The sequence below is a fragment of the Variovorax sp. GW821-FHT09D04 genome (assembly GCF_059416405.1).
In genome coordinates this window covers 25,965-47,788 of the sequence record NZ_JBWKPA010000002.1, presented here as the reverse complement: position 1 = coordinate 47,788, position 21,824 = coordinate 25,965, and the positions used below count along the sequence as shown (strand labels likewise).

At 69.0% G+C, this 21,824-nt stretch carries 15 protein-coding genes; 10 read left to right on the top strand and 5 right to left on the bottom strand.

All coding sequences use genetic code 11. From position 1 onward, the window contains the following. The first annotated feature begins 21 nt into the window (after nucleotides 1-21). Both AC07O4_RS06360 and AC07O4_RS06355 read left to right on the top strand, forming a co-directional pair. On the top strand, nucleotides 22-1,296 hold the full coding sequence (locus AC07O4_RS06360; RefSeq protein ID WP_062478443.1) for a Glu/Leu/Phe/Val family dehydrogenase: 1,275 nt from the start codon (nucleotides 22-24) through the stop codon (nucleotides 1,294-1,296). A 104-nt stretch (nucleotides 1,297-1,400) separates the two neighbouring features. Next, entirely contained in the window at nucleotides 1,401-2,087 is a 687-nt protein-coding gene (locus AC07O4_RS06355) for a DUF2242 domain-containing protein (RefSeq protein ID WP_495304047.1), read from the top strand. Between the two features lie 13 nt (nucleotides 2,088-2,100). Here the strand turns inward: AC07O4_RS06355 and rocF are convergent, their stop codons facing one another. Then, a complete protein-coding gene (gene rocF / locus AC07O4_RS06350; RefSeq protein ID WP_492687256.1) occupies nucleotides 2,101-3,027 on the bottom strand; it encodes an arginase in 927 nt (308 codons plus the stop codon). Continuing rightward, nucleotides 3,024-5,075: a prolyl oligopeptidase family serine peptidase gene (locus tag AC07O4_RS06345; protein WP_495304046.1), complete on the bottom strand. Its 2,052-nt coding sequence runs from the start codon at nucleotides 5,073-5,075 to the stop codon at nucleotides 3,024-3,026. Before AC07O4_RS06345 ends, rocF begins: the two co-directional genes overlap by 4 nt. Before the next feature lie 235 nt (nucleotides 5,076-5,310). Here AC07O4_RS06345 and AC07O4_RS06340 point away from each other — a divergent pair, with 235 nt between their 5' ends. The 5 genes from AC07O4_RS06340 to AC07O4_RS06320 all read left to right on the top strand — a co-directional run bounded on the left by AC07O4_RS06340 (nucleotide 5,311) and on the right by AC07O4_RS06320 (nucleotide 9,796). Beyond that, complete coding sequence (locus tag AC07O4_RS06340) at nucleotides 5,311-7,017, top strand: WS/DGAT/MGAT family O-acyltransferase (RefSeq protein ID WP_495266248.1); 1,707 nt, start codon at nucleotides 5,311-5,313, stop codon at nucleotides 7,015-7,017. A gap of 146 nt (nucleotides 7,018-7,163) precedes the next feature. Continuing rightward, on the top strand, nucleotides 7,164-7,715 hold the full coding sequence (locus AC07O4_RS06335; RefSeq protein WP_159274669.1) for a hypothetical protein: 552 nt from the start codon (nucleotides 7,164-7,166) through the stop codon (nucleotides 7,713-7,715). Between the two features lie 85 nt (nucleotides 7,716-7,800). After that, the gene (locus AC07O4_RS06330) at nucleotides 7,801-8,271 is read left to right on the top strand and encodes a phasin family protein (protein WP_495304045.1); all 471 of its coding nucleotides are present in this window, start codon (nucleotides 7,801-7,803) and stop codon (nucleotides 8,269-8,271) included. Nucleotides 8,272-8,301: 30 nt separating this feature from the next. Then, complete coding sequence (locus AC07O4_RS06325) at nucleotides 8,302-8,937, top strand: TetR/AcrR family transcriptional regulator (protein ID WP_062478422.1); 636 nt, start codon at nucleotides 8,302-8,304, stop codon at nucleotides 8,935-8,937. Nucleotides 8,938-9,022: 85 nt separating this feature from the next. Then, complete coding sequence (locus AC07O4_RS06320; RefSeq protein WP_095746971.1) at nucleotides 9,023-9,796, top strand: esterase/lipase family protein; 774 nt, start codon at nucleotides 9,023-9,025, stop codon at nucleotides 9,794-9,796. A gap of 75 nt (nucleotides 9,797-9,871) precedes the next feature. Here AC07O4_RS06320 and AC07O4_RS06315 read toward each other — a convergent pair whose 3' ends face one another. The 3 genes from AC07O4_RS06315 to AC07O4_RS06305 form a co-directional block, all read right to left on the bottom strand. After that, on the bottom strand, nucleotides 9,872-13,090 hold the full coding sequence (locus AC07O4_RS06315) for a bifunctional cytochrome P450/NADPH--P450 reductase (RefSeq protein ID WP_495304043.1): 3,219 nt from the start codon (nucleotides 13,088-13,090) through the stop codon (nucleotides 9,872-9,874). 216 nt (nucleotides 13,091-13,306) lie between these two features. Then, a complete protein-coding gene (locus AC07O4_RS06310; RefSeq protein WP_495304042.1) occupies nucleotides 13,307-14,572 on the bottom strand; it encodes a branched-chain amino acid ABC transporter substrate-binding protein in 1,266 nt (421 codons plus the stop codon). 32 nt (nucleotides 14,573-14,604) lie between these two features. Then, nucleotides 14,605-15,294 carry a TetR/AcrR family transcriptional regulator gene (locus AC07O4_RS06305; RefSeq protein ID WP_070063835.1) on the bottom strand — a complete coding sequence of 230 codons (690 nt, stop codon included), beginning with the start codon at nucleotides 15,292-15,294 and terminating at the stop codon, nucleotides 14,605-14,607. Nucleotides 15,295-15,379: 85 nt separating this feature from the next. On the opposite strand from AC07O4_RS06305, the gene AC07O4_RS06300 reads away from it, so the two are divergent. From AC07O4_RS06300 to AC07O4_RS06290, 3 genes are all read left to right on the top strand, one after another. Beyond that, nucleotides 15,380-17,023: an AMP-binding protein gene (locus AC07O4_RS06300; protein WP_495304041.1), complete on the top strand. Its 1,644-nt coding sequence runs from the start codon at nucleotides 15,380-15,382 to the stop codon at nucleotides 17,021-17,023. Between the two features lie 13 nt (nucleotides 17,024-17,036). Next, entirely contained in the window at nucleotides 17,037-20,333 is a 3,297-nt protein-coding gene (locus tag AC07O4_RS06295; RefSeq protein ID WP_495304040.1) for a carboxyl transferase domain-containing protein, read from the top strand. A gap of 66 nt (nucleotides 20,334-20,399) precedes the next feature. After that, entirely contained in the window at nucleotides 20,400-21,734 is a 1,335-nt protein-coding gene (locus tag AC07O4_RS06290) for a GDSL-type esterase/lipase family protein (protein WP_495304039.1), read from the top strand. The last annotated feature ends 90 nt before the right edge of the window (nucleotides 21,735-21,824 follow it).

Below are 21,824 nucleotides of genomic sequence, written 5' to 3'. Positions count from 1 at the left end.
TTCCAACCAAGGGAATCTTCCATGAACGAGAAACTCTCCTTCGTCAATCCGACGGCCAACAGCCCCTGGGGCACCTACCTGTCGCAGGTCGATCGCGTCGTGCCGTACCTCGGCCCGCTGGCACGCTGGGTCGAAACCCTCAAGCGCCCCAAGCGCGCGCTGATCGTCGACGTGCCGATCGAGATGGACAACGGCACCATCGCCCACTTCGAGGGCTACCGCGTGCAGCACAACATGAGCCGCGGCCCGGGCAAGGGCGGCGTGCGCTTCCACCCCGACGTCACGCTGGAAGAAGTGATGGCGCTGTCGGCCTGGATGACCATCAAGACCGCGGCCGTCAACCTGCCGTACGGCGGTGCCAAGGGCGGCATCCGCGTCGACCCGAAGAAGCTGTCGCTGCAGGAGCTGGAGAAAGTCACGCGCCGCTACACCAGCGAGATCGGCATCATCATCGGCCCGCACACCGACATCCCCGCGCCCGACGTGAACACCAACGCGCAGATCATGGCGTGGATGATGGACACCTACTCGATGAACGTCGGCGGCACCGCCACCGGCGTGGTCACCGGCAAGCCGCTGCACCTGGGCGGATCGCTGGGCCGCGTGAAGGCCACCGGCCGCGGCGTGTTCGTCACCGGCCGTGAAGCGGCCCGCCGCCTGGGCATGGACCTGCGCGGCGCGCGCATCGCGGTGCAGGGCTTCGGCAACGTGGGCTCGGTCGCGGCCGAACTCTTCGTCGAAGCAGGCGCCAAGATCGTCGCGGTGCAGGACCACACCGGCACCATCGTGAACACCAATGGCCTCGATCTGACCCAGCTGGTGCCCATCTCGCGCACCGACGGCGTGGTCGGCTTCAAGGCCGGCGGCGACATCGTGCCGAACGAAGACTTCTGGGACGTGGCCTGCGACATCCTGATCCCGGCCGCCCTCGAAGGCCAGCTCACGGCCGAGCGCGCCAAGAAGACCACCGCCAAGCTGGTGCTCGAAGGCGCCAACGGCCCGACGGTGCCCGAAGCGGACGACATCCTGGCCGAGCGCGGCGTGCTGGTCGTGCCCGACGTGATCTGCAACGCCGGCGGCGTGACGGTCTCGTACTTCGAATGGGTGCAGGACTTCTCGTCCTTCTTCTGGGACGAGGACGAGATCAACGTGCGCCTGGATCGCATCATGATGAACGCGCTCAACCAGATCTGGGACACGGCCGACAAGCACAAGATCCCGCTGCGCACGGCGACGTATGCGGTGGCCTGCGAGCGCATCCTGATGGCGCGCCAGGAACGCGGTCTGTACCCCTGACGCGATCTCTGGGGCTTTCAGGGCCTTTCGGGAACCCCCGGCCTGCCGGGGGCTCGAAGCGAAGCCACCGGTTGGTTAGCATCCGGTGTCCTTCCCGCCCTGCCATGCCCCCCACCTCTTCTGCTGCTTTCTTCTCTTCGCCGGCCCGCGTGCCGGCGTTTCTGTTCCCGGGCCTGCTGTCGGCCCTGTTGCTGGCCGGCTGCGGCAGCTTCGGCACGGGCCAGGCCTACGAGCCCGAAGACTTCGACTCCACCACCACCCACACGCGCAACTACGCCGCCAGCGAGGCCCAGACCTGCGAGGCGGCGCGCCGCGCGCTGCTGAGCCAGGGCTACATGGTCACGGCTGCCAACGCCGACCTGGTGACCGCGCGCAAGAGCTTCCAGCCCGCGGCCGAGACGCACGTCGAGGTCGAGTTCCGCGTGGTCTGCGCGCGAGAAATGGGTACTGGCAGCGCCTCGGCCGGACGCAGCACCGTGGCCTTCGCGACCGCATTGCAAGACCGCTACGGCCTGAAGAAGGGCAGCAACTCGGCCAGCCTGGGCGTGGGCGCCATCGGCTCGCTCTCGCTGCCCTTCGGCGGCAGCAACGAGGCGATGGTCAAGGTGGCGAGCCAGACGCTCACCGACGAACGTTTCTACGACCGCTTCTTCACGTTGGTCGAACGCTTCCTGCAGGGAGGCGGCCCCGACATGCCAGCGGACGCGGCACCGGCCGACGACGCACCGAAGCCCGCCACGCGCCCCGCCGCCGCCACCTTCCCGGTGGCGCCGTCGCCCAACCGCGGCTGAACAGGCTCGGCAGTCAGCGCACCAGCGTCGACTTGCCGAACAGGCTCTCGATCAGCTCCACCGCCACTTCGGCCGTCTGGTTGCGCACGTCGAGCGCGGGGTTGAGCTCCACCACGTCGACCGAGCCGAGCCGGCCGGTGTCGGCGATCATTTCCATGCACAGCTGCATCTCGCGGTAGGTCGGCCCGCCGCGCACGCCCGTGCCCACGCCGGGCGCGTCGGCCGGGTCGAGGCAATCGAGGTCGAAGCTCACGTGCAGGTGGGTGTCCTCGTCCACATCTTGAAGCGCCTCGGTCATGGTGGTGCGCATGCCGTTCTCGTCGATGTGGCGCATGTCGAACACATGCAGGCCGAGCGTGCGGATCGCTTCCTTCTCGTCGGCGTCCACGCTGCGGATGCCGATGAAGCGGATGGCGTCGTGCGCCAGCGCCGCGGGCTCGCCGCTCCAGCCCGTGAGGTCCGCCGGCCCGTGGCCCAGCAGGCACGACACCGGCATGCCGTGCAGGTTGCCGCTGGGGCTCGTGGTCTCGGTGTTGACGTCGGAATGCGCGTCGAGCCACAGCACGCGCAGCTTCTTGCCGCGCTTGCGTGCGTGCCAGGCCACCGCGCTGATCGAGCCGATCGCCAGGCAGTGGTCGCCGCCCAGCATCACCGGCACGTGGCCGGCGCCCAGCGCGGTGTCGACGGCGGCGTAGACCGAGCGGTTCCACGCGATCACCTCGGTGAGGTGGCGCAGCCCGTTGGCCGGCGGCGCCCACGGCGTGGCCGGGCCCGCGAGGTTGCCGCGGTCGAGCACCGTGAAGCCCTGGCCCGCCAGCGCCTCGGCCAGGCCGGCCACGCGCAGCGCGTCGGGGCCCATGCCCGCGCCGCGCACGCTGGCGCCGATGTCGGTCGGCGCGCCGATCAGTTCGAGGGTGGTGGCGGTACTGCTGCTGTTCATGCCGGTCTCCCGATGTGGTGCCAGAGGTAGGCGTAGCCGAGCGCATCCATGAAGGCGGACGCCTTGTTGTCCGCGGCGGCGCTGTGGCCGCCTTCCATGTTCTCGTAGAAGCTGCTGTCGTGCCCCTGCGCGAGCAGCTTCGCATGCATCTTGCGCGCATGCACCGGCCCCACGCGGTCGTCGCGCGTGGAGGTGGTGAAAAGGGCGGGCGGGTAGGGCGTGTCGGCCTGTGCGTTCTCGTAGGGCGAGAAGGTCTGGATGAACTCCCACTCGTCGGGCAGTTCCGGGTCGCCGTACTCCGCGATCCACGAGGCGCCGGCCGACAGCTGCGTGTAGCGCTTCATGTCGAGCAGCGCCACCTCGCTCACGATGGCGCCGTACAGCTGCGGGTACAGCGTGAGCATGTTGCCCATGAGCAGGCCGCCGTTGCTGCCGCCCATGGCGCCCAGGTGCGCGGGCGAGGTGATGCCGCGCGCGAACAGGTCCTGCGACACGGCCGCGAAATCCTCGCAGGTGCGCAGGCGGTTTTCCTGCAGCGCGGCCTGGTGCCAGCGCGGGCCGTACTCGCCGCCGCCGCGGATGTTCGCCACCACGTACACGCCGCCGCGTTCGAGCCAGGCGCGGCCGATGCCGCCGCTGTAGCTCGGCTCCAGCGAGATCTCGAAGCCGCCGTAGGCGTACTGCAGCGTGGGGTTGGTGCCGTCGGCCACGAGGTCTTTCGCGGCGATCTCGAAGTAGGGCACGCGCGTGCCGTCCGCCGAGGTCGCGAAATGCTGGCTCACGCGAAAGCGCGAGGCGTCGAAGAAGCCGGGGCTGTGCTTCAGCGGCTGCGGCTCGCCCTGGCCGAGGGTGCCGATGTACAGCGTGGTCGGCTGCAGGAAACCGCTCACGGTCAGGAAGTAGTCGTCGCTCTCGGTCTCGTCGATGCCGCCGGCCGCCACGCACGAGAGTGCGGGCGCGCCGCCCAGGCTGTCGCGGGCCCAGTCGCCCAGGCCGTCCGCCGGCGGCGTGAGCACCTCCAGCCGGTTCACCACGTCGTGCATCACGTTGAGGATCAGGTGGTGGCGCGTCCACGAATAGTCGTCGAGCGCGGTGGTGTCGTCGGGCTCGAACAGCAGCGTGAGTTCGCGCGCGCCGGCCATGTAGTCGTCGAAGCGCGCGGCCAGCAGCGAGCCGGCGGTGTAGGTACGGCCGGCCACGGTCCAGTCTTCGCGCGGCTCGATCAGCAGCCACTCGCGCGTGACGCCGGTGTTGGCGTCGTCGGGCACGTCGATCTTGGCGAGCGTGCCGTCGGGCGCGCGCAGCCAGGTCTCGCTGTCGTAGAAGTCGATCTGGCGCGAGACGAAGTCACGCTCGAAGCCGGGCGTGTGGTCGCTCCAGGCGCTCACCGACATGTCTTCGTGCGCACCTTCGTACACGGTGACGGCCTCGGCCAGCGGCGTGCCGCGTTGCCACTCCTTCACCAGGCGCGGGTAGCTCGAGCTGGTCATGGAGCCGGGGCCGAAATCGGTGCCTACGTACAGGTGGTCGATGTCTTTCCAGGTGACGTGGTTCTTCGCCTCGGGCAGCGCGAAGCCGCCTTCGACGAAGGCCAGGTTCACCAGGTCGAACTCGCGCACCACGTCGGCATCGGCACCGCCGCGTGACAGCGAGATGAGGCAGCGTTCGTACGCGGGCTCCAGGCAGTCGGCACCGTGCCAGACCCAGTTCTCGCCGTCCTGCGCGGCCAGCGCGTCGAGGTCGAGCACGGTCTCCCACGCGGGCTCGGGCGTGCGGTATTCATCGAGCGTGGTGCGGCGCCACAGGCCCTTGGGGTGCGCCTTGTCGCGCCAGAAGTTGTAGTACAGCGCACCGATCTTGCTGACCATCGGAATGCGCGCGTCCGAGTCGAGCACCTCGAGCAGGCCCTGCTCGATCGCCTGGAAGGCCGGCGACTGCGCATAGGTGTGAACGGCATGTGCATTCTGCTGGCGAGCCCAGTCCAGAGCGGCTTCGCCGTCGATGTCTTCGAGCCAGAGATGGGGGTCGTCGTTGTGCGCAGAGGTCATGCGGCACAGTGTACGAAGCCCCCGTGAATGCGGCGGCCTGTGAGCAGTTGTTGCTGCATTCGAGGCGCGTCGATTTTTTCATTACATGTGGACGCGCGCCCCGGCCATCCTTGGGGCAAACCCCTGTCCCGGGCGTGCCTTCCCCCGGTGGAAACACTGAAGAAGCGAAGGCCCACGAACGCGATGCCCACGGTATCCTGCCGGACGGCGCATGCCCCAACGAGGAGAACCACACATGAAACACCTGAGCGGTCTTGATGCCACCTTCCTGCACCTGGAAACCCCCGAGATGCCGATGCACGTGGGTTCGCTCAACGTGCTGGACCTGCCCAAGGGCTACAAGGGCGACTTCTACGAAGACGCCAAGGCCTTCATGGCCAGCCGCATCCACCTGGCCGACGTGTTCACGCGCAAGCTCGCGCTGATGCCCTTCGACATGACCAATCCGGTGTGGGTCGAGGACGACGACATCGACCTCGACTACCACGTGCGCCACATCACGCTGCCCAAGCCGGGCACCAACCGCCAGCTGCAGCAGTACGTGGCGCGGCTGCACTCCACGCTGATGGACCGCAGCCGGCCGATGTGGGAGTTCTTCATCATCGACGGCCTCAAGAGCGGCCAGGTGGCGCTGTACACCAAGGTGCACCACGCGGGCATCGACGGACAGGCCGGCGTCGAGCTGGGCAAGGCCATCTTCGACCTCGAGGCCACGGGCCGCGTGATCAAGCCGCCGCGTGTGCGCCCGCGCAGCAACGGCTACCAGCTGGGCATGGCCGAACTCGCCACGGCAGCGCTGCGCAACACGGCGCAGCAGTACGTCAAGCTCTTCAAGATGGCGCCGGCCATCGCGCGCGCCATCGGCGGCCTGGCCCAGCCCGACGAGAAGGCGGCCGACAAGGCGGCGGCCACCGCGCCGAAGAAGTTCAACCTCTTCGCGCCGCGCACCTCGCTGAACGTGTCGATCACCAACCAGCGCACCTTCGCCGGGCGCACCATCTCGCTGGCCGAGACCAAGTACATCGCCAAGCACTTCGGCGTGTCGCTCAACGACGTGGTGCTGGCCACCGTGGCCGGCGCGTTGCGCCACTACCTGGCCGACAACAACGAGCTGCCGGCCAAGCCGCTGGTGGCCGGCGTGCCCGTGAGCCTGCGCGAGGCGGGGGACCAGACGGCCAACAACCAGGCCAGCATGATCCTCGTGAGCCTGGCCACCGACATCACCGATCCGCTGCAGCGGCTGAAGGCGATCAACGCCTCGTCGAACTCGTCCAAGTCGACGATGAACCGCTTCAAGGCCGTGATCCTGGACGACTTCCCGACCTTCGCCGCGCCCTGGCTGGTGTCGGGCATTGCGTCGATGGTGGGACGCTCGGGCATCGTCAACCTGCTGCCGCCGGCGGCCAACGTGGCGGTCTCGAACGTGGCGGGCGCGCCGTTCCCGATGTACTTCGCGGGGGCGCTGGTCACCTGCTACTACCCGGTGTCGATCGCCAGCCATGGCACCGCGCTCAACGTCACCGTGCAAAGCTACAACGGCCGCATGGACTACGGCCTGATCGCCTGCCGCCGCGCCGTGCCCGACATCACCGAGATCGGCGACTACCTGCTGGCCGAGCACAAGCTGCTGATGGAGCTGACGCAGAAGCACCCGGCCGTCTCCGGCGCGCCGGCCACACCGCCCAAGCCCGTGGCCGCCCCCGCCCCGGAAGCGGACGAAGAGGCCCAGGCCGCTGCACCGGCCCGCAAGCCGGCCGCGCGCAAGAAGGCGCCGGTGAAGGCCGTCGCCGCCAAGAAGACGGCGCAGAAGGCCCCTGCCAAGGCCGCACCGGTCAAGGCGGCGGCGAAGAAAGCCCCTGCGAAGAAGGCGGCGGCAAAGAAGGCTGCGCCCCGGCCCGCGGCCCGCAAGGCCGCCGCATCGCCGCGCGCCGCTGCGGCATGATCGACAGGGCCGGCCCGGCCTGGAAAAAAAATTGGGGCAGTTGGACTAGTTTTCCGACCGTTCTAGTTTTCCAGGCCTAGGCCCTGCGGAAGATGATTGGCCCATCGCGATTCCCCGCGAGCCATTCAACTTCAAGGAAATCTCACATGTCCACGCAAACCAACATCGCTTCCGCCGCCATCCACGTCGTCGGCCAGTACAACGACGCCGGCAAGACCCTGGTCGGTGCCTACCGCACCGGCGTGCAACGCCTGCTGGGCGGTGCCGCTTCGCGCTACAGCGAGTTCCTGGGCAACCGCCAGATCCCGATGGTGAGCGAGCAGATCAAGGCCAACCTGATCGGCGCGCAAGAGAAGGTGCATGGTTTCCTGTCCAACCGCCTGGACATCGACACCAGCCGCATCGTGAACGCGATGGACCGCGTCGCTGCCGGCACCACCAGCGGCATCGAAACCGTCGCCAACCGCGTCGCCCAGATCGAATCGCCCGCTGCCACCACCGTGCTGAACGCCCTGTCGGCCGTGAACCAGCCCTTCGCCACCGTGTCGGTGCAGATCGCTGACCGCATCGTTGCCGGCACCAAGCAGATCGAAGCCCGTGTGAGCGGCACCGAAGAAGCCGCCCCCGTGCGCACCGTGAAGGCCAAGGTCGCTGCGGCCAAGAAGCCGGTTCGCCGCGCTGCCCGCAAGGCGGCCTGATCCCGGGGCGCTGACCGCGCCCTTTCCCTTTTTCACGCCCTTGGAGCACCACCGCATGGCGACCCGTCCCGATGACACTGCAAAGTTGAAGAAGAGGGCGGCGCCTGCCAAGAAGGCTCCGGCGGCGAAGAAAAAGGCCGCGCCCCGCAAGGCGGCGCCGGCTGCAAAAGCCCCGCCCGCAGACACAGCTGCGGCGGGCACCAACAAGGCCGAAGCGCTGCTGCGCGCCGGCCTCAAGGCGCTGGACAACGTGCGCAACGACGTCGCCAAGCGCCAGGCCAACGTGATCGAAGGCCTGCTGGGCATCGGGCACGGCAAGGCCGACGTGGCCGGTGCGAAGGCGGCGCTGACGCGCGGCTTCCCCAGCCTGGACACCTTCGGCATCCGCAAGTTCGAGGACGTGTTCGACCAGCGTGTCGCCACCGCCCTGCAACGCCTGGGCATGCCCAGCGCCGACGAGGTGCAGGCCCTGCGCGACGAGGTGGCGCAGTTGCGCGAACGCCTCGCGAAACTCGAGAAACCGTCCAGTTCAAGTGGCTCCGGCGGCAAGCGCTGAGCGGCACACAACGCACGCAACACGCCGCTTGTGGCCAGCTCCAACACCACGCGCGATCGCATCCTGCAGACCAGCCTTGCGCTGTTCAACGCGGAAGGTCTTCCGGCTGTGTCCACGCACAAGATCGCGGCCGAGCTCGGCATGAGCCCGGGCAACCTGCACTACCACTTCAAGGCCAAGCAGCTGATCGTCGAATGGCTGTTCCGGCGCTTCGAGCAGCGGCTCGAGGTGCTCAACGGCTCGTCGGCCTCCATCACCGCCATCGACGACCTGTGGCTGGCGCTGCACCTGCGCTTCGAGGCCATCGACGAGTACCGCTTCATCTATCGCGACATGGCCTTCCTGGCCAGTGAGTACCCGGCCCTGGGCCAACGCGCCCAGGCCATGACCGCGCAGAACCTGCTCGCCGCCCAGACGCTGTGCGAAGGGCTGGTGGCCTCGGGTGTGATCGAGACCAGCGCCGAGCAGGCGCGCATCCTCGCGCTGCAGATGGTCTTCACCACCACCTGCTGGCTCTCGTTCGAGCGGCTCGTGCCGGGGCGCGACGCGCTGGCGCAGGCCGACCCCGGTTTGGCGGCTTTCTACACACTCACGCTGGTTTCTCCGTATGTTTCCAGCGAATCGAGGGCTTATCTTGATTACCTGAGGGGCAAATACCTCGGATAAATGAAGTCGTCGTCCGACGGGGCATGCAACTTCGCACCCCCATCGTCGTCCTACAGAAGAAAGAAACAGAAAGGAAGCCGCCATCATGACCACCGCCACCCACGAACCCATCGCACCGCCGTCGCGCCTGCTCTTGCTGGCCGAAGCGCGCGCCCTCTGGGAAACCGGCGCCGGCCTCGCCATGTGGCCGCTGCTGCAGCTCGCGCCGCGCGGTGACGGGCACCCCGTGCTCGTGCTGCCGGGCCTGGTGGCCAGCGACATGTCCACGCTGCTGCTGCGCCGCTACCTGTGCAGCCGCGGCTACGACGCGCACGGCTGGGGCCAGGGCCGCAACCTGGGCCCGCGCGCCGGCGTCGAGGACGGCATGGTCGACCTGCTCAAGACCCTGGCCGACAAGAGCGGCCAGAAGGTCAGCGTGATCGGCTGGAGCCTGGGCGGCGTCTACGCACGGCTCTTGGCCTCGGCGCAGAAGGACCTCATCCGCAACGTGATCACGCTGGGCAGTCCGTTCTCGGGCAGCCCGCGCGCCACCAACGCCTGGCGCGTGTACGAGGGCGTGAGTGGCCAGAGCTCGCACGACCCGCGCCGCATGAAGTTCGTCGAACCCACGCCGCCCGTGCCCACGACCTCGATCTTCAGCCGCACCGACGGCGTCGTCGCATGGCGCTGCAGCCTCGAGAAGACCGGCCCGCAGTCCGAGAACATCGAGGTGGTGGCAAGCCACCTGGGGCTCGGCGCGCACCCGGCCGTGCTCTATGCGGTGGCCGACCGGCTGGCGCAGCCCGAGGGCGAATGGAAGCCGTTCAACCGCGGCATGCTCGGGCCGCTGGTGTACCCGGACCCGGACCGCAACGTCTGACCCGGGGCGAACACTCCCAATGAAAAAAGACCGGCAACTGCCGGTCTTCTTCTTTGGGGCTCCAGGCTTGGTTCTTCAGGCCCCGGCCCACACGTCGAGCACATAGCGCTGCTCGGCAATCATCTGGTCCATCCACGCCGCACTGTCCTGCCCGTGCTCGCGCGCGAGGTCGCTGAGCGTGCGTCGCACGTCGGGCTCCATGCGCGAGCCGTCGCCGCACACGTACACCACGGCACCGGCTTCGAGCAGCTTCCACACGGCAGCGCCCTGTTCGCGGATCAGGTCCTGCACGTAGACCTTGCGGTCGCCGGCGCGCGAGAAGGCCGTGTGCAGTTTCATCAGGCCGCGGTGCGACCAGGCCTGCAGCTCTTCTGCGTAGATGAAGTCCTGCTCGGGATGGCGGCAGCCGAAGAACAGCATCGCCTCGCCCAGCGCGTCGCCGCGTTCGACCTGCGCCGCGCGCGCCTGCAGGAAGCCGCGGAACGGCGCCAGGCCGGTGCCCGGGCCGATCATGATGAGCGGCCGGTTGGCGTCTTCCGGCAGGCGGAAGCCCTCGGCCGTGGTCTCGCGGATCACGCCGTGCACCGTGTCGCCGGCCTCGGCGCGCGCCAGGAAGTTGGAGCACACGCCCTCGAAGGTGCCGTTGCCCGACAGCGCGGGCGCGCTCACCACGCCCACCGTCACGCTGCAGCGCCCCGGCGTCATCGTCGGTGACGAGGAGATCGAGTAGTAGCGCGGCGACAGCGGCGACAGCATTTCCAGGAACACCGAGAACGGCACCTGGCAGGCGCGGTGCTCCTCGAGCAGCTCCAGCAGCGACTTGCGCTTGTGCAGCACCTCGGCCTTGTACGCGGCCTGCGAGGCCTCGTCGCTGCCCGACAGCGCCTGCAGCTTGGGCTTGGTGAAGGGGCACTCGGTGTGCGCGGCGAGCGTGGCGATCTGCTTGCGCGTGGCCACGTCCTGCAGCTCGACGTAGTCGCCCAGCAAACGATCGACAGCGATCACCTGGTCGACCGGCAGCGCCGCCTTGCGGCCCGGCACGGCCGACAGGCGCACGTGCGCCGAGCGGTCGAAGCCGAAGCGCGCCATCGCGCGCTCGACCTGCGCGGGGCTGTTGCGCGGCACCACGCTCAGGTGGTCGCCGGGCACGTAGTTCACGCCCTCGGGCAGCATCAGCTCGACGTGGCGCGTGGAGCGTCCGGCCTCGCCGTTGGCGCCGGCGCTTTGCAGCTCGCGGTTCTCGATCACGCGCAGCGGCACGGCGCCCAGCGCATCGACCAGCGCGTTCTTCTGCGGCGGCGGCAGTTCTTCGAGCGTGTACAGCGGCTCGGCCTCGGCCGGCGTGTCGGCGCCATTCTTGATGTCGAAGGTCTTCACCAGCGCGGGCCACAGCGCGTCGCTCCAGTCCTGGAAGGCGCCGTCCATGTCCTCGCGCGCATCGCCTTCGCCGCGCGCGTGCACGCGGTCGGCGCCCAGCGCTTCGAGCCGTTCGTCGATGCGGCGCGGCACCGCCTGGTAGGTGGCGGCCCAGTCGGTGTTGCCGCAGCCGAAGACGCTGAAGCGCACGCCGTTGAGCGAATCGTCGGCCTTGTCGAGCCAGCGGTGGAACTCCGCCGCGTTGTCGGGCGCCACGCCGTTGTACGAGGCGCAGACGATGGCCACCGCGCCGCTGGCCGGCAGCCGCTCGGCATAGTCGTCGAGCGAGGCCAGCTGGGTCGAGAAGCCGCGCAGCTCGCCGGCCTCGGCCAGCTGGCGCGCCAGGTCTTCGGCGGTGCCGAGGTTGGAGCCCTGCAGCACCAGCAGCGAGGTGCCGTGGCGCGCCGCTTGCGGCTTGCGCGCGGCGGGCTTGGCCGGCGTGTCGGGCGTGGCCGCCGCTTCCACGGTGCCGCGCGGGCGCGAGGCCGGGTCGCGCAGCAGCGCCTTGATCTTGAAGTTCTCGGGCTTGATCGTCAGCGCTTCCTTGATCTTGAGCTTGTAGCCCGTGTGATCGACGAGGTTGAAGCGCTGCAGGATCATGCCCAGCGTGAGCACCGCTTCCTGCAGGGCGAACTGCCGCCCGATGCAGGCGCGCTGGCCGTTGCCGAAGGGCTTGAAGGCGTTCACGGGCCGCTCGCGCTCGGCTTCGCGGCTGAAGTGGTCGGGGTTGAACTGGTCGGCGTCCTCGCCCCAGATGCCCTTGTCACGGTGCAGCGCCAGCGCATGCATGATGACCATGTTGTTCTTCTTGATCGTGTACTGGCCGCCGATCTTGGTGTCTTCCTTCGCGCGCATCGAGATCGCGGGCGCGGTCGGGTACAAGCGCAGCGATTCCTTCAGCACCTGCATCACGTACTGCAGCCGGTTGACCTGCGCGTAGGTGGGCTTTTGCGTGGTGTCGCCGCCGAACACGCTGTCGACCTCGGCCTGCGCCTTGGCCATCGCCTCGGGGTTGTTCAGCAGGAAGTAGATGGCGAACGACAGCAGGCCGCTGGTGGTCTCGTGGCCCGCGATGAGGAATTCGATGCACTCGTCGCGGATCATCTTGTCGGTGAGCTTCTCGCCGCTCTTCTTGTCCACGCCCGCGATCATGTAGCTCAGCAGGTCGGGCTTGGTGGCGATGTCGGCGCCGCTGGCGCGCCGCTCCTCGATGATGTCTTCCACCATCTTGTGCATGTAGCGGATGTCCTTGCGCTGCTGCGCCAGCTCCTTCTTGAGCATCAGCTCCTCGAGCGGAATGCCGCGCCGGTTCTGCACCGTCTCCAGCGTGCGCACCATCGCATCGACGAAAGGATGGAAGCCCTCGCGGTAGAACGAGTTGAAGCGGTAGCCGAAGCCGCACAGGCCGATGGTGTCGAGCGTGAGTGCGGTCATGTCGCGCACCACGTCCACCTCTTCATCGAAGTTGAGCCGCTCCCACTTGGTGACCAGCTGCCCCGCGATGTCCAGCATCATCGGGTGGTAGGCCTGCATCGCGCGCTGGCTGAAGTTGGCCAAGAGGATGTTGTGCGGCTTGGACCACGTCTCCTCGTGCGTGTCGGAGGTGAAGAGGCCGTGCGATGCGGCGCGCAGCCGCCGAAGTGCGCCGCGCGTGCTCTTGTCGAAGCGCGGCTCTTCGCACAGCTCGTCGACCAGCGCGGGCGACGACACCACGATCACCGGCATGCCCGGCATGTCGAGCCAGTAGATGCCGCCGAGGTCCTGCGCGATCTTCCACATGTCGAGCACCGGCGAGTCGGAGCCGATGGACAGCAGATTGCCGACGAAGGGTTTCTTCGCCGGATGGGGGATCGGATGGAGCGAGTTCTTTCCTGCCATGGTGTACCTTGTTGTGCCTTCGGTATGGACCCGCTTCGGATGTCCGGGATGCGAATCCGGAGTATCCCGATGGCACAGGGGGTGGGCAGGACGGGGTTTCCCTTAGGAGGCGACGGGGGCGTTCACAGAGTCAGCGTGATCGCCATTCACAGTGCAGCCGCGGTCCACGGCGTGCCCCTGTCCGGTGGCCCGGGCACGTCCCCCGAAAGCATTCCATCAGGGCCGGACCATCTTGCAGTCGGTGCCTTGCGCCAGCTCGTTCCCGGTATAGACCGCATCGGTGCGGAAGCCGTAGTTGGTGCCTTCCCAGCCCGTCTTCACCGCCTTGCCGTCCACCGGCGCGATGGTGTTCACCACCTGCGGCAGCAGCAGCTGGTGATCTTCGCCGCGCATGCGCACCGGGCCCACCACCGAGTCGAAGCTCAGGTCTTCGAGGGCGCGCGCCACCTTCACCGTGTCGGCGCTGCCGGCCTTGGCGATGGCGGCGGCCAGCAGGCGCGGCGTCAGGTCGATGCGCGGCGCGAGGAAGTCCTTGCCGGTCTTGGCCTTGTAGGCCTTGGCGAGTGCATCGACCTTCGGCGTGTCGGCCTGGCCCGGGTGCCATTCGGCCACCCAGGTGAGCTGCCCCGTCTTGGCCTGCGACACGGCGGTGACGGTGCCGGGCACCGAGCCCGCGCTGTGGTTGAAGTAGCGCAGGTTGTAGCCCGCGTCGCCCGCGGCCTTCTGCAGCAGCGTCATGTCCTGGCCCCAGTTGCCGGTGATGACCGAGTCGGCGCCGCTTTGCTTGATGTTGGCGATGTAGGGCGCGAAGTCTTTCACGCGGCCGATCGGGTGCAGCGTCTCGCCGACGAACTGGATGTCGGGGCGCGCCAGGCCCACCAGCTGGCGGCCGTAGCTGGCCCACTGCTTGCCGTGGGCATAGTCCTGGTTCAGCAAGTAGACCTTCTTCACGTCCGGCGTCTTCTTGATGTAGTTGGCCAGCGCCTTCATCTTCATCGCCGTGTTGGCCTCGGTCTGGAAGTGCCAGAAGCTGCAGCCCTTGCCGGTCATCTCGGGGTCGATCGAGGAGTGGTTCAGCACGATCAGTTCCTTGCCCGGGTTGCGTTGGTTCCAGCGCGCCACGGCCAGCACCAGCGCCGTCACCACCGACGAGCCCGAGCCGCCCGTGACGATCGCCTTGGCGCCCTGGTCGATGGCCGCCTGCAGCGCGCTCTGGCTTTCCTGCGCCGAGAGCTTGCTGTCGAACTGCAGCAGCTGCAGCTTCATGCCGCCGAGCACGCCGCCCTTGGCGTTGATGTCCTCGATGGCGTACTGCGTGTGCATCAGCATCAGCTCGCCCACGTTGGCAAACGGCCCCGACAGCGGATCGATGTAGGCGATCTTGTAGGTCGGCTGCTGGGCCTGCGCCTGTGCCGCGGTGCCGGCGATGGCAAACAAGGAGGCAAGGGCGATCCGCGCCAGGGGCGCATGCGTGAGCTTCATGGGTGTCTCCGGAGGGTGTGTGAAAGACGGAATCAGTGCGTCGCGCGCAGCCCGATCACGCGGCTGGCCAGCTTCGTGAGCTGCGCCACCACCTCGTCGGGCGAGAGGCGCCCGCCGGGGCGGTACCAGCTGTAGAGAAAGCCCGGCAGGCTGCAGGCCGCGAGCGCGGTGATCTTGGTCTCGTCGAAGTCGAGGTCGCCGTCGCGGCGGGCTTCTTCGAGCAGCGGGCACAGCAGGTCGTAGAAGTGGTGCGCGAGCTTCTTCTGCGCTTCGAGGTATTCGGGGCGGTACACCTGCGGCTCGCGGTACGCGAAGAAGGCCACCGGGTGGTGCGAGATGGTGGCGCGGATCAGCCGCTCGATGCCTTCCATCACCTTCTCGCTCGCGCGGCGCGGGTCGGCGGCGGCGAAGTCGAGCGCGGTGAAGCAGTCGACCGCGGGGCGCCACGACAGCGTCTCGAAGATCTCCTGCTTGTCGCGGAAGTAGTAGTACACGAAAGGCTTGGTCACGCCCAGCTCGCGCACGATCTGCGCCATGGTCGTGTTGGCGTAGCCCTGCGCAGCAAACAGCTGCGCCGCCGCCTGCAGGATACGCTCGCGCTGCAGGTCGGTGCCCTGCGTGGCCGCGCGCTGGCGGCCCGTGCCCTGCGGCAGGTGCGGCTGCGCCGCCAGCGCCGTGTGCGTGGCAGAGGGTTTGTTCGGTGTCGCGGAAGTTATACCCATGGGTAGGATTGTTCGTGCACGATGCCGCATTGGCAAGCGCCGGCCCTGCGCAGGCGGCTATCGATAACCCTGAGAAAGTGACGCCATGGAGACAACGCCCGCCACCCCCGCACGTCTGAAGGAGCTGCCGCCGCGCGTGCAGCAGCCCCTGCACGCCTACCTGCGAGACCACGCACGCGCGCGCGGCGACGCCACCGCCTGCCTCTGGTACGGCCAGGCCCTGAGCTGGGCCGAGCTCGACCGCGCGAGCGACGCCTTCGCCGCGCGCCTGCAGGCCCTGGGCGTGGCCAAGGGCGAACCCGTGGTGCTGTTCCTCAACAACTGCCCGCAGTACCTGGTGGCGCACTTCGGCATCCAGAAGATCGGCGCCATCGTCTGCCCGAGCGGGCCGCTCAACAAGGAGCACGAGCTGGCCTACCAGGTCAACGACCTGAAGGCGCGCGTGATCGTCGCGGCCGCGCCGCTCGTGCCGGTGGTGCGCAAGGTGCAGGCCGAAAGCGCACTGGCGCATGTGTTCGTGGTGCACTACGCCGACCTGCTGCCCGCCGAGCCCACGCTCGACCTGCCGGCCGAACTGGCCGCCGAGCGCACGGCCGAACGCACGATGCCCGAAGGTTGCGAAGACTTCCTTGCCGTGATGCGCAGCGGCGCCACGCCGCAGCCCGTCGCCATCGACATGGACGACATCGCGCTCATGACCTACACCTCGGGCACCACCGGGCTGCCCAAGGGCGCAATGCTCAGCTACGGCAACGCGCTCTTCAAGACGCGCGCCGCGGCCGACTGCAACGGCGTGGGGCCGGACGACGTGCTGCTGTCGATCGCGCCGCTGTACCACATCGCCGGCATGCTCATGGGCGTCAACGTGCCCGTGCTCAGCGGCGCGGCCTCGGTGCTGATGCACCGCTTCGACCCGCGCGCCGTGCTGCAGGCCATTGCCGCCTACCAGGTGAGTTGGTGGTACAGCATCGCGCCGATGAACGTGGCGTGCATGCAGGTGCCCGACATCGCCCGCTTCGACCTGTCGAGCCTGAAGATGAATCCCGTGACCAGCTTCGGCATCGCTTTCACCGAACCGCTGGCCGCGCAGTGGCGCTCGCACGCCAACCACTGCAGTTCCTTCGAGGCCGCCTACGGCCTGAGCGAAACCCACACCTGCGACACCTACACGCCGCACGTGGCGCCGCGTTGGGGCACGCAGGGCGTGCCGGTGCCGGGCGTGACCATCCGCATCATCGACACCGAGACGCAGGCCGACATGCCCACGGGCGAGGTCGGCGAGATCGTGCTCACCAGCGCCGGCTCATTCAAGGGCTACTGGAACAAGCCCGAGGCCACGGCCGCCACGCTGCGCAACGGCTGGGTGCACACGGGCGACATGGGCAAGCTCGACGCCGACGGCTACCTCACCTTCATCGGCCGCTTCAAGGAAATGATCAAGGTCTCGGGCTACAGCGTGTTCCCCGAAGAGGTCGAGACCATCCTCATCAAGCACCCGGCGGTGGCGCAGGCGGCGGTCATCGCGCAGCCCGACCCCGAGAAGGGCGAGGTCGTGAAGGCCTTCATCGTGCGCAAGCCCGGCGCCGCGCTCGAGGCGGACGCGCTCGTGGCCTGGGCGCGCGAGAACATGGCGAGCTACAAGGCGCCGCGCGCCGTGAGCTTCATCGATGCATTGCCCACCACGGGCGCGGGCAAGGTGCTGCGCCGCCTGCTCAAAGACAAGACCTGAAAGGCTTCCTCGCGTGTTTTCCAAAGTTCTGATTGCCAACCGCGGCGAGATCGCCGTGCGCCTGGTGCGCGCGCTGCGCGACCAGGGCATTGCCAGCGTGGCCATGCATGCGCGCGACGATGCCGCCGCGCTGCATGTGCAGCTGGCCGACGTGGCGGTGGCGCTCGACGCGACCGGCCCTTCGGCCTACCTTGACGTGGCCGCGCTGATCGCGGTGGCGAAGGCGCAAGGCTGCGATGCGGTGCATCCCGGCTACGGCTTCCTCAGCGAGCGTGCCGACTTCGCACAGGCCTGCGCCGACGCGGGCCTGGTCTTCATCGGCCCCACGCCCGAGCAGCTGGGCCTGTTCGGCGACAAGGCCCGTGCGCGTGAACTGGCCGCGCAGTGCGACGTGCCCGTGATGCCCGGCAGCGCGGGCGCCGTGACGCTCGCACAGGCCCAGGCCTTCTTCGCCGAACAGCACGCGCAGGGCGCGGGCGTGATGGTCAAGGCCATCGGCGGCGGCGGTGGGCGCGGCATGCGCGCGGTGCTGAACGCCGAAGAGCTGCCCGAGGCGCACGCGCGCTGTATGTCCGAGGCCAAGGCGGCGTTCGGCATCGAAGGCGTGTACGTCGAGCGCCTGATGCGCAACGCGCGGCACATCGAGGTGCAGGTGCTCGGCGATGGCGCGGCAGTGGCCAGCCTCGGCGAGCGCGAGTGCACGCTGCAGCGCCGCTTCCAGAAGCTGGTCGAAATCGCGCCCAGCCCCTCGCTGCCCGAGCCGCTGCGCGCGCAGGTCACGCAGGCCGCGTTGCGCATGGCCAAGGCCGTGGGCTATCGCGGCCTCGGCACCTTTGAATTCCTGGTCGATGCCGCATCGACCACCCTGCCTTTCGTCTTCATCGAAGCGAACCCGCGCCTGCAGGTCGAGCACACGGTGACCGAGGCGGTGACGGGGCTGGACCTCGTGCAGCTGCAGATCGCCGTCGCTTCGGGCGACACGCTGGACGCGCTCGGCGTGGAGGCCGGCCGCACGGCACCGCAGCGCGGCTTCGCGGTGCAGTGGCGCATCAACGCCGAGACGCTCGACGCGCAAGGCAACGCGCGCCCCGCGGGCGGCACGCTCGCGCGCTTCGACCTGCCCGCCGGCCCCGGCGTGCGCGTCGACACGCACGGCTACGCCGGCCTGGCGCCTTCGCCGCACTACGACACGCTCTTGGCCAAGCTCATCGTGCATTCGCCGTCGCCGCGTTTCGCGGACGCGCTGCGCCGCTCGCTGCGCGCGCTCGACGAATGCCACATCGACGGCATCGCCACCAACCTGCCGCTGCTGTGCGCCATCGCCGCGCGGCCCGAGTTCGCGACGCAGGCGGTGCACACGCGCTTCGTGGAAGCGCACCTGGGCGACCTGCTCGCGGACGCGAAGGCGTTCGAGAAGCACACGAAGAAGGTCACCGCGCCCGCCGCCGCGAGCGCACCGGTGCCGGACGACGCAGACGACGACGGCCTCACCGTCAAGGCGCCGATGCCCGCGAAGCTGGTGCAGTTCGAGGTCGCGGTGGGCGACGTGCTGCCCGCCGGCGCGCAACTCGGCGTGCTCGAGGCCATGAAGATGGAGCACCTGCTGCACGCGCCCGTGGCCGGCCGTGTGCTGGCGCTGCTGGCCGCACCCGGCGACTACCTCGTCGAAGGCCAGTCGCTGGTGCGGCTGGAGGCCGTCGATGCGCAGGGCGTCGAAGCGCAGACGCGCGTCGCGCACGACCTCGATGCGATCCGTCCCGACCTGCAGAAGGTCATCGACCGCCATGCGCCCACGCTCGATGCGAACCGCAAGGCGGCCGTCGACAAGCGGCATGCGCAGGGCGGGCGCACCGCGCGCGAGAACATCGCCGACCTGTGCGACATGGCCGGCGACCCGGGCAACTTCATCGAGTACGGCGCGCTCGCCATCGCCGCGCAGACGCGCCGCCGCACGCTCGAAGACCTCATCGCCAACACGCCGGCCGACGGCATGGTGACCGGGCTGGGCAGCGTCAACGCAAAGCAGTTCGGCCCCGAGAAATCGCGCTGCGCCGTGCTCGCCTACGACTACACCGTGCTGGCCGGCACGCAGGGCATGCGCAACCACCACAAGACCGACCGGCTGCTCGCGGTGGCGCACCAGCTCAAGCTGCCGGTGGTGCTGTTCGCCGAGGGCGGGGGTGGGCGGCCGGGCGACACCGACATGCCGATCGTCGCGGGTCTCAATAACCACACCTTCAGCCAGTTCGCGGCGCTGTCGGGCAAGGTGCCGGTGGTCGGCATCGTGCACGGGCGCTGCTTCGCGGGCAACGCGGCGCTGCTGGGCTGCGCCGACGTGATCATCGCCACCAAGGGCAGCAACATCGGCATGAGCGGCCCCGCGATGATCGAAGGCGGCGGCCTGGGCACCTTCGCGCCCGAGCAGATCGGGCCGAGCAGCGTGCAGTCGCGCAACGGCGTGATCGATATCCTGGTGGAGGACGAAGCTGCAGCCGTGGCGGCTGCGAAGCAGTACCTGTCGTACTTCCAGGGTCCGGTGAGCGACTGGCAGTGCGCCGATCCGCGCACGCTGCGCCACGTCGTGCCCGAGAACCGCCTGCGCGTGTACGACGTGCGCGCCGCGATGCGCGGCGTGGCCGACACCGGCTCGCTGCTCGAATTGCGCGCGGGCTTCGGCGCGGGCATCGTCACCGCGCTCGCACGCATCGAGGGCAAGCCGGTCGGCCTGATGGCGAACAACCCGCACCACCTGGGCGGCGCGATCGACGTGGAGGCGGCCGACAAATCCGCACGCTTCATGCAACTGTGCAATGCCCACGGGTTACCGATCGTGTCGTTGTGCGACACGCCCGGCTTCATGGTCGGGCCCGAGGTCGAGGCGCAGGCGCAGGTGCGCCACGTGTGCCGCATGTTCATGGTGGCCTCGCATTTGCGCGTGCCTTTCTTCGCGGTGGTGCTGCGCAAGGGCTACGGCCTGGGCGCGCAGGCCATGACCGCCGGCGGCTTCGATGCGCCCGTGTTCACCGTGGCCTGGCCGACCGGCGAGTTCGGTGCGATGGGCCTCGAAGGCGCGGTGCGGCTGGGCTTTCGCAAGGAACTCGCGGCCGTGCCCGAGGGTGCCGAGCGCGACGCGCTCTTCAAGCAGCTGGTGGCGCAGCAGTACGCGAACGGCGAAGCGATCCACATGGCGCAGACGCTGGAGATCGACGCGGTGATCGACCCGGCCGACACGCGCACCTGGCTGGTGCGCGGCCTGGCCTCGGCCACACGGCCGGCCGAGGCGGTCTCGGCGTACGTCGACACTTGGTAACTTTAGGTTAGACCTCGTCACTGGCGCGGGCAAGGCGGCTCCGTACACTGGGCCGCTTTTGCACGCATGAAGCTTCCTGCCCGCTGGCGCGTCCGTCTGCGCGACGCCGCCTTTTCCCCTGCACACTGGATGGCCGTTTTCGGCCTTGCGGTGCTGCTCGTGGGCGTGCAGGCGGTGTGGGCCGAGAAGGTCGAGCAGGCGGCACGCCAGCCGGCCGAAGCGCGCTGGGTGGCGAGCTGGGCCGTGGCGGTGCTCGACTTCGCCGAGCTGGATGCGAACCCCGCCACGGCCGCCATCGGCGGACCGGGCGACCATGTGTTCCGCGGCCAGACCTTGCGCCAGATGATGCGCCCGACGATCGACGGCGAGCGCATCCGCGTGCGGGTGTCGAACCGCTTCGGCAAGACGCCGCTGCGCATCGCCGCCGCCACCGTGGCACTGGGCACGGGCGGCGACGCCATCTCGCCGGCCTCGTTGCGCACGCTGCGTTTCGGCGGCCGCGCCACCGTCACCGTGGCGCCGGGCGCGGAAGCATGGAGCGACGGCGTGGCGCTGAACGTTGCGGCGGGCCAGGCCGTGGCCGTGAGCCTTTTTCTCGACCGCGCGACACCGTTCGCCACGATGTACCTGCTGTCCACTGACACGGGCTGGCTGGCCAACGGCAACGTCGTGGCGTCGCCCCGGCTGCCGAAGCCGGCGGCGCTGCCGATGAGCCACATCGTGACCGGGCTCGACGTGCTCACCACCCGACCCGTGCGCACCGTCGTCGCGTTCGGCGATTCGATCACCGCGGGCGGTGGCGAGTCGGGCGACGGTTCGTACCCCGACATGCTCGCCACGCGGCTGCGTGACAGCCCGCAGGCCGCGCACGCGGTGTCGGTGATCAACGCCGGCATCGGCGGCAACCGGCTGCTGGTGAACGGCATCGGCCCCGACGGCCTGTCGCGCTTTGCGCGCGACGCGCTGGGCCAGAGCGGCGTGACGCACGTCATCGTGCTGCTGGGCACCAACGACATCGGCCGCGCCATCTTCGCGGGCATCCCCGGCCTGAAGGTGCCGTCGCACGACGTGCCCACGGCCGAGCGCGTCACCGAGGGCCTGGGGCAGCTCGTCAAGCAGGCGCGCGCCAAGGGCGTGAAGGTGCTGCTGGGCACCGTGCCGCCCTTCGGCAACACGATCTACGGCACCGACGCCAACGAGGCCATGCGCGAGGCCGTGAACCGCTGGGTGCGCAGCCGCCAGGACGTCGATGGCGTGGTCGACTTCGATGCGGTGCTGCGCGACCCCGCGGCGCCGCGTCAGCTGAATCCGACATTCGACAGCGGCGATCACCTGCATCCCAACCGCGCCGGCCACGCGGCCATGGCCGCGGCCATCGACCTGCGCGAATTGCAGGAATAAAGCGCGTCTGCGGCAGCGAAACAGCTCTACACAAGATTTCGCGCAGCGCTTACAGGCGCTTCACACGGTCCCGGCAGCATGAAGGCTCCT

Excerpts from the sequence above, each read along its gene's own strand:
- AC07O4_RS06360 (WP_062478443.1), top strand. The coding sequence starts at position 22 with ATGAACGAGAAACTCTCCTTCGTCAATCCGACGGCCAACAGCCCCTGG.
- AC07O4_RS06355 (WP_495304047.1), top strand. The coding sequence starts at position 1,401 with ATGCCCCCCACCTCTTCTGCTGCTTTCTTCTCTTCGCCGGCCCGCGTG.
- rocF (WP_492687256.1), bottom strand. The coding sequence starts at position 3,027 with ATGAACAGCAGCAGTACCGCCACCACCCTCGAACTGATCGGCGCGCCG.
- AC07O4_RS06345 (WP_495304046.1), bottom strand. The coding sequence starts at position 5,075 with ATGACCTCTGCGCACAACGACGACCCCCATCTCTGGCTCGAAGACATC.
- AC07O4_RS06340 (WP_495266248.1), top strand. The coding sequence starts at position 5,311 with ATGAAACACCTGAGCGGTCTTGATGCCACCTTCCTGCACCTGGAAACC.
- AC07O4_RS06335 (WP_159274669.1), top strand. The coding sequence starts at position 7,164 with ATGTCCACGCAAACCAACATCGCTTCCGCCGCCATCCACGTCGTCGGC.
- AC07O4_RS06320 (WP_095746971.1), top strand. The coding sequence starts at position 9,023 with ATGACCACCGCCACCCACGAACCCATCGCACCGCCGTCGCGCCTGCTC.
- AC07O4_RS06315 (WP_495304043.1), bottom strand. The coding sequence starts at position 13,090 with ATGGCAGGAAAGAACTCGCTCCATCCGATCCCCCATCCGGCGAAGAAA.
- AC07O4_RS06310 (WP_495304042.1), bottom strand. The coding sequence starts at position 14,572 with ATGAAGCTCACGCATGCGCCCCTGGCGCGGATCGCCCTTGCCTCCTTG.
- AC07O4_RS06305 (WP_070063835.1), bottom strand. The coding sequence starts at position 15,294 with ATGGGTATAACTTCCGCGACACCGAACAAACCCTCTGCCACGCACACG.
- AC07O4_RS06300 (WP_495304041.1), top strand. The coding sequence starts at position 15,380 with ATGGAGACAACGCCCGCCACCCCCGCACGTCTGAAGGAGCTGCCGCCG.
- AC07O4_RS06290 (WP_495304039.1), top strand. The coding sequence starts at position 20,400 with ATGAAGCTTCCTGCCCGCTGGCGCGTCCGTCTGCGCGACGCCGCCTTT.